This window comes from Paenibacillus sp. N119s, assembly GCF_059447605.1.
The window spans coordinates 1-6,572 of the sequence record NZ_JCAJRU010000261.1 but is presented as its reverse complement, the minus strand read 5'-3'; the positions used below and the strand labels follow the sequence as shown (position 1 = coordinate 6,572).

The following is a 6,572-nucleotide window of genomic DNA, read 5'->3' as shown; positions in this document are numbered from 1 at the left end:
TGGTGAATGATTCGGTTATTCCATCCGTTTCCGGTGAAAAAAAGGTAAACATTAACACGGCGACTGATGCCGAGTTAATGGAGCTACCGGGGGTTGGGGCTAAAAAGGCCGAGGCTATTTTGAACTACCGTAAACAGCATGGCCTGTTTAAACGTGTGAATGATTTGGATCATGTAAAAGGAATCGGAGCTAAGATGTTAGCGAAAATGAAGCCGTATGTCAGCTTATAACTTATGAGTTTACGGTGTGGCTTTGAGAGTGGCTATAACGGATATGTTTTACGTTTAACTTGTTTATTCGGGAGAGATGGAAATGAGTGCAGATGTACGTAAGGACTGGGACACCTATTTCATGGATATTGCCTATATGGTATCTACCCGTTCACGCTGCGCGCGGCGTCGTGTTGGGGCCGTACTTGTACAAGGTAAAAAGCTGTTAGGGACGGCCTATAATGGCGCTCCATCCGGAGTGCCTGACTGTTCTGAGGCAGGCTGTATGATCTCGGAGGAATATGAGGTCGTTCATCGTGACGGACGGGAGGAGATGGTTAAAAAGCAGCGTTGTGTTCGCACTATTCATGCGGAGCAGAACCTATTGCTGTTTACTGACCGGATCGACCGTGAAGGCTCCTCAGTATATGTCACTGACCAGCCTTGCTGGACATGTGCCAATATGTTGGCGAACAGCGGCATAGTGGAGATTGTATATCACCGACCTTATCTAAAAGATGCCGATAAGGTTCGTGCTATGATGGAGGAAAAGGGAATCGCCTTTCGCATGCTGGAGACTTATCATCCACCACAGGAAACGCTAATGGATGTGAAGGATTAAATAATAAACGAGGAAGAACCTCTGACAATGCTGTTGTCGGGGGTTCTTTTTTTGTTTTGTGTTCTGGACAGAAAGCAATGTTTTTGCTAATGGAAGGTGATTGTATTCAAGCCCAACGTGTATTTACTAGGCCTATATTAAGCCTCACTGTTTGTTGGATTATAGGAAGTGCGGGAGCCTGTCTGTATTCAGGACGTATGCTTTTGTTGCTGTGGGCGGGGGTTAGCCTGCTTTTTCCACTTATAGCTCTATTAATGAACATTCCCATTCGACAAATGGTATTGTTATGGATTGCTTTAAGCGGTGGTGGATTTCATTGGTTTTGGCATGATACGCATAATGTAAGCAGTGTTCCTGATGCTCTTCATGTATCATCTTCTGTCATAGAAGACATGCCTTTACAAGCAGCAGGGTTTATTGCTTCAGAAGTTGAGATTGATGGGGATCGTGCGCAATTTGTGATGAGAATTACTTCAATCTATCACTTTGGAAGTCATTCGACTAAGGTTGAAAACCAAGGATCTATTTCTGAACAAGTCATTGTTCATATCAAATTGGCTGCGAAGCAGGAACAGCAACTTGCGGCAGCATGGCAGCGTGGGGATGCAATCCTCCTGCGCGGCTGCTTAAAGGCACCAGCAAAAGCAGGGAACTTTGGTAGCTTTGATTACAGTGAATATCTGCACACGCAGGAAATTCACTGGCTTTTCAAGGGGGCTGGAGCCACCTCATTACAGAGGCAGGAGGCTCCACTGTGGAACCGCTACACATTATTCAGATGGAATGATCAGCTTAGAGAACAGCTAGGTCAAAAAATGGAGTCTGCTTTTACATCACTTCATCATGCAGGATATATGAAAGGTCTGGTACTTGGGGTTACCAATGAACTGGACCCAGCAACGTATAACGAATTTACGCAGCTTGGTTTAACGCATATATTGGCGATATCAGGTATGCATGTAGCGGTATATGCGGCCACATTATTATATTTACTCAAGTTGTTACGAGTTAGCCGCGAGACCTCCCTTACGATTGTAATGGTACTCATTCCAGCTTATGTTCTGCTGACAGGTGCTTCTCCCTCAGTTGTACGAGCAGGCATTATGGCGATGATCGGCTTGTTTGCAGCCCGACGAGGGTTGTTCAAAGATGGACTTAATATTTTAAGTATATCTGCGTTGCTTATGCTGTTGTGGAATCCATACTACCTGCTTAGCGTCAGCTTTCAACTTTCCTTTTTAGTGACAGGTGGGTTGCTCATTTATATGCCGCTTATGAAACCGTTTTTCACCAAATGGCCCCTTCTGATCGGTGGTGAAGTTGCGATTACCATCATGGCACAGCTCGTTTCGTTTCCTATGACGGTATTCTACTTTAATCAATTTTCGCTGTTATCATTTGCGGCTAATTTTGTACTTGTTCCCCTAATTACATATATCGTGCTTCCACTGGGTACGGTGGCAATGGGAATGGCCTTTTTGTGGGGGGCTGGAGCTCGTATCCTTGCGTGGCCGGCAGAGAAATTGAACGATCTAACGTTTTGGCTTGTGAACTGGCTGAATGCGGATGATGCTTATGTGAGCATTTGGCCGTCTTCTTCTATTCTGTGGGTTATGGCGTATTACGCCGCTCTGTACAGTGTTCTATACTGGCTCAAAACGTGGTTGACATCCCGAAGACAAACGGACGACATTTCCATCGTAAGCTCTAACCCCACAACATCACCCGTGCATACAGGACTAGCAGCTTCCGCCGAGTGGGCTGCTGTTTTGCAAACAGCTCATGAACCAGAGGGTGCAGGGAAATTTGCGCATCAACAGTGGAATGGATATCGTTATATGGCACTGGCCTTAAGTGGTATTGTCTGGTTAGGAATACTATGTATAGGATACCAATCTCCGGGTGAAAGAGGCACAGGAGTTGTTCAATATCTGGATGTGGGCCAAGGTGATAGCATTTTAATTACAACTCCGGGCGGGAAGCATATATTGGTGGATGGCGGGGGGACAATGGACTTTGCAACAGGGAAAAACGCTTGGCGCAAGCGCACAGATCCCTACGAGGTAGGTGCGGATACAATTGTCCCTTTGCTAAAGCAACGCGGGGTTCATCGGCTGGACGCCGTCATTTTGACGCATGGAGATCATGATCATGCTGGAGGACTACAAGCTGTACTTGACCAAATTCCCGTATCCACTTTGTTTTTTAACGGCACCCTAACAGAAAAAGCCCCATTCCGGAAGTTGTTGAACACAGCTTTGGACAAGCGAATCAAGCTGTATGGTGCACATCATAGCATGGAGTGGGAACTAGATCCGGAAACAAAAATTCGCTTTCTCTATCCGTTTAAGCTGGAGGAGAACGAATCTGCACAGTTGCCTGTTATAAAAGAACAAAATCATTATTCCGTTGCCATGATTTTAGAGATGGAGGGGGCTTCATTTTTGTTCACAGGAGATATGGATGACGCTGCAGAGACGCTATTGCTTTCTGAATTAACCCATTCCTCATCCGGGGCGAAAGCTCAGGAAACACCAGGAGCTGCAAGGAAAGCTATAGATGTTATGAAAGTAGCACATCACGGCAGCAAGTATTCCACCTCGGAAGAGTGGTTGTCCTACTGGCAGCCGAGAGTAGCCGTCATTTCAGTTGGTGCAAGCAATACTTATGGACATCCGAATAAAGCGGTATTGGAACGTTTGGCGGAAGTTGATTCTGCCATATATCGAACAGACACCATGGGGGAGGTACAGATTCGTGTGCAGCAAGGAAAGCTGAGTGTGCGGTATCAACGCAAACGTGAACAAAGAGATACAAAATAATTTTTGATTATTATTTTTTGCCTTGGGTGTCAAGTCACTTGGAACTCTAAATCTAAGTTTCATAGGCTTTATTTTGAAAACTGGCTACCTGCTGCTGGGTATCAGAAGATACGGGACTGAGGGAAGGTGACTACCTTCCCTTTTTCTGTTATTCTAAGGGAGGATACAATGGGGATTCTGGGCATTTTGTTATAATTTTTTTGTTGAAAAAAATAAAATTAGCGTCAGACGTCTATTCTGCAACAATTTGTAAACAGGATACGTCTGTAATATTGCAGGGAGAGGGGGATCCTTTGTGGTAGAGCAGGGACTCATCCGAGCCGCTCAATCGGGCGATCGCGACGCTCTCATTACCCTATTAAGAGAGATAGAACAGCATGTGTACCGTACGGCATATTACATTCTAAATAATGAGCAGGACGCCATGGATGCTTCACAAGAAGCCCTCATACGGATATATTCCAAAATTAACTCTTATGAGGAAAAAGCGCAGTTTAAAACCTGGGTCCAACGCATTGTAACGAACATATGCATCGACAAATTCAGAAGAACAAAGCCATCGGTTTCCATTGACGAGCATGACATGGTATTTAACGACCCCCAAAATGTGGAGGTTGAGGTGTTAACCTCTTACATGGCACAGGATGTTCGCGAGGCTATACAACGGCTTCCGGAACACCACCGGACGGTAATTGTCCTGAGATATTTGCAGGATTTCTCTTACAACGAGATTGCCGATTCTCTGGATTTGCCGCTAAATACGGTCAAGTCATACTTGTATCGTGCAAGACAGCAATTGCAAGGGCTACTTCAGGAATATCAGAAAGGTGGTGTATCAGGATGAAGTGTGGAGAAGAGGTGATGGATTGGATGCAGCGTTATGTGGATCATGAACTGGGCGAAGAAGAGACATCCCAATTAATGAACCATATTGCGACTTGCCCGGACTGTGCGGAAAAATTTCATATTCTTCAGACACTCTCTCGCGAGCTGGAGGAATTGCCTGCGGTTTCCCCGGCGTTCAGCCTGGTGGATTCCATCATGCCTCAGCTTGATGCCATTGACCGCGCACGTGAAGAGCAGGGAAGCGCACTTCAAGAAATGCAGCCTGTGGCTGTTGATCCTGTGCTTGGAACGGAGCCTAGACAACGTACTCGGCCTGTGCCTTGGTGGAACCGGGTGGGAGGCCGTGCGGCCATGGGCGTGGCTGCCGCAGCCGTTGTACTGGGGATTGTAGTATTCAACTTCGAGCCTAAAACAGTACAGGATGCGGAAGGCATACTTACATCCCAATCGCCCGAGGTAACGAGTCAACAGAACCAAACGGAAATTCCAGGTACAACCAATGGGAGTGGAGGGCCTGAAGCAGCTATTGGATCGGGTTCGACCAATCAACCGTCTGAACAGGGACAAGGAACGGAGCCGTCTCAGACACCTGCGGACAAAGAACCTGACCTGGACAAACAGGGAGCAGACAGTGTGGATGAAAACAATTCTTCCAAACAGGATGCTGGGAAGTCTGATGATCAGCAAGCTGGCGAGGAACCTTCAACAAAGTCTGCACCAACTAGACATTCTTCCCGTCAGGATGTGAAACAGGGACAACCAAATTCCGATCGTCAGGTGACGAAGGAAAAGTCGCCCGTAGATGCTACTAAATCTGATGATCAACGGTTAAATCAGAAGGAATCTGATCAAGCCACGATTGCTCCTGATGAACAATTGGAACCAAAAATGGAAAAGGCGCCTCTAGCGGGCACAGATACCGCTCAGGACGGTAATAGCGATAATACAAGTACAAATGACACATCTTCGTCGCTTAGTCAGGAATTGAAGGTACAGAGTCGAATTGCTTCAAATGAAACATCGAAAGACACGACTTCCAAAAGTGCCAAGGATGCAGGGAACTCCTTAGGAGCGGATAGCAGCAATACAGCTTCTGATGATCAGCAATCATCCGTGTCACAAGACTCCGTTCGCAGAGAAGGCTTTGTATCCAATTCGCTGGTCTCTCCAGACAGCAATAATGCTTCCACCTATGGTGCTCAGTCCACATCTACAGATCAGCTCAACTCGCCAGATGGTAGCTATGCGGTGGCTATTGAGGGTAAAAAGCTGAAAGTATATAAGCTCTCCGATAACGGTGTAGACCGAACAACACTGGAAGTCCGTACTCTGAAGGGTGCCTGGGTCAAAGGAAGCTGGTCAGATGACAGCCAGACCTTTATGTATGAAACAGAGCAGGATGGGACTGCAAGTAAATATACGTACACCGTCCCGCGCAGCACTGGAAAATAGTTTCCGTAAGTTGACACACTTTTAGAAACTGAGAATAAACTATAGAACCGACGTCGTATCCCGACGGCCGAAAGTTTCTAGAGCTTTCTGCTGCCGTGTTGATATAGATGGTGGTGAAGGGATTCTGCCTAAGGGCGGGGTCCCTTTGTTTGTGCCTTGACTTGCCTTCTGGTCGGATGTCAGGTACGATCAGTGGGTGGGGGGAACGGAAAATGGATGTAAAAACGGCCTCTAAGGCTATTCGCAAAGGCGATATCTCGCCAGTGTATCTGCTATACGGTAATGAAAAATATCAAATGAAGCAGTTTGTTGATCTGTTAAAAGAGAAGGTGGTGGAGGAGGAACATCGTGACTTCGCCATTATTTCTTATGATTTAACCGAGACGCCAATTGAGGTGGTTGTGGAGGATGCGGAAACAGCGCCTTTTCTGGTGCCGAAGAAGCTGATTATTGTACGGGATACCAGTGTATTTGCAGCAGGCAAAGATAACAACAAAATAGAGCACCGTCTTGAGACGCTGTTGACTTATATGGATAACCCGACTGACTATAGTGTCATCGTTTTTACGGTTCAGGCTGAAAAGTTGGATGAACGGAAAAAGATTGTCAAGAAACTGAAAA

General features: G+C 46.3%; 6 protein-coding genes. All 6 read left to right on the top strand.

Features of this window, described 5'->3' with window-relative positions; genetic code table 11:
* Positions 1 to 230, top strand: a 230-nt coding sequence (locus tag AC5V8P_RS22080; RefSeq protein WP_495473866.1) for a ComEA family DNA-binding protein, incomplete at its 5' end; no start/stop codon positions are given.
* A gap of 82 nt (positions 231 to 312) precedes the next feature.
* Positions 313 to 831, top strand: a complete 519-nt coding sequence (locus AC5V8P_RS22075; RefSeq protein WP_063210056.1) for a deoxycytidylate deaminase — start codon at positions 313 to 315, stop codon at positions 829 to 831.
* Positions 832 to 1,034: 203 nt separating this feature from the next.
* Positions 1,035 to 3,653, top strand: coding sequence for a ComEC/Rec2 family competence protein (locus AC5V8P_RS22070; RefSeq protein ID WP_064796097.1), 2,619 nt, complete (start codon positions 1,035 to 1,037; stop codon positions 3,651 to 3,653).
* A gap of 295 nt (positions 3,654 to 3,948) precedes the next feature.
* Positions 3,949 to 4,497: an RNA polymerase sigma factor gene (locus tag AC5V8P_RS22065; protein ID WP_063210057.1), complete on the top strand. Its 549-nt coding sequence runs from the start codon at positions 3,949 to 3,951 to the stop codon at positions 4,495 to 4,497.
* Positions 4,494 to 5,951 carry a zf-HC2 domain-containing protein gene (locus tag AC5V8P_RS22060; protein WP_064796007.1) on the top strand — a complete coding sequence of 486 codons (1,458 nt, stop codon included), beginning with the start codon at positions 4,494 to 4,496 and terminating at the stop codon, positions 5,949 to 5,951. The genes AC5V8P_RS22065 and AC5V8P_RS22060 overlap by 4 nt, the downstream gene beginning before the upstream one ends.
* Positions 5,952 to 6,163: 212 nt before the next feature.
* Positions 6,164 to 6,572, top strand: a 409-nt coding sequence (gene holA, locus AC5V8P_RS22055) for a DNA polymerase III subunit delta (RefSeq protein ID WP_495473865.1), incomplete at its 3' end; no start/stop codon positions are given.

Excerpts from the sequence above, each read along its gene's own strand:
- AC5V8P_RS22075 (WP_063210056.1), top strand. The coding sequence starts at position 313 with ATGAGTGCAGATGTACGTAAGGACTGGGACACCTATTTCATGGATATT.
- AC5V8P_RS22060 (WP_064796007.1), top strand. The coding sequence starts at position 4,494 with ATGAAGTGTGGAGAAGAGGTGATGGATTGGATGCAGCGTTATGTGGAT.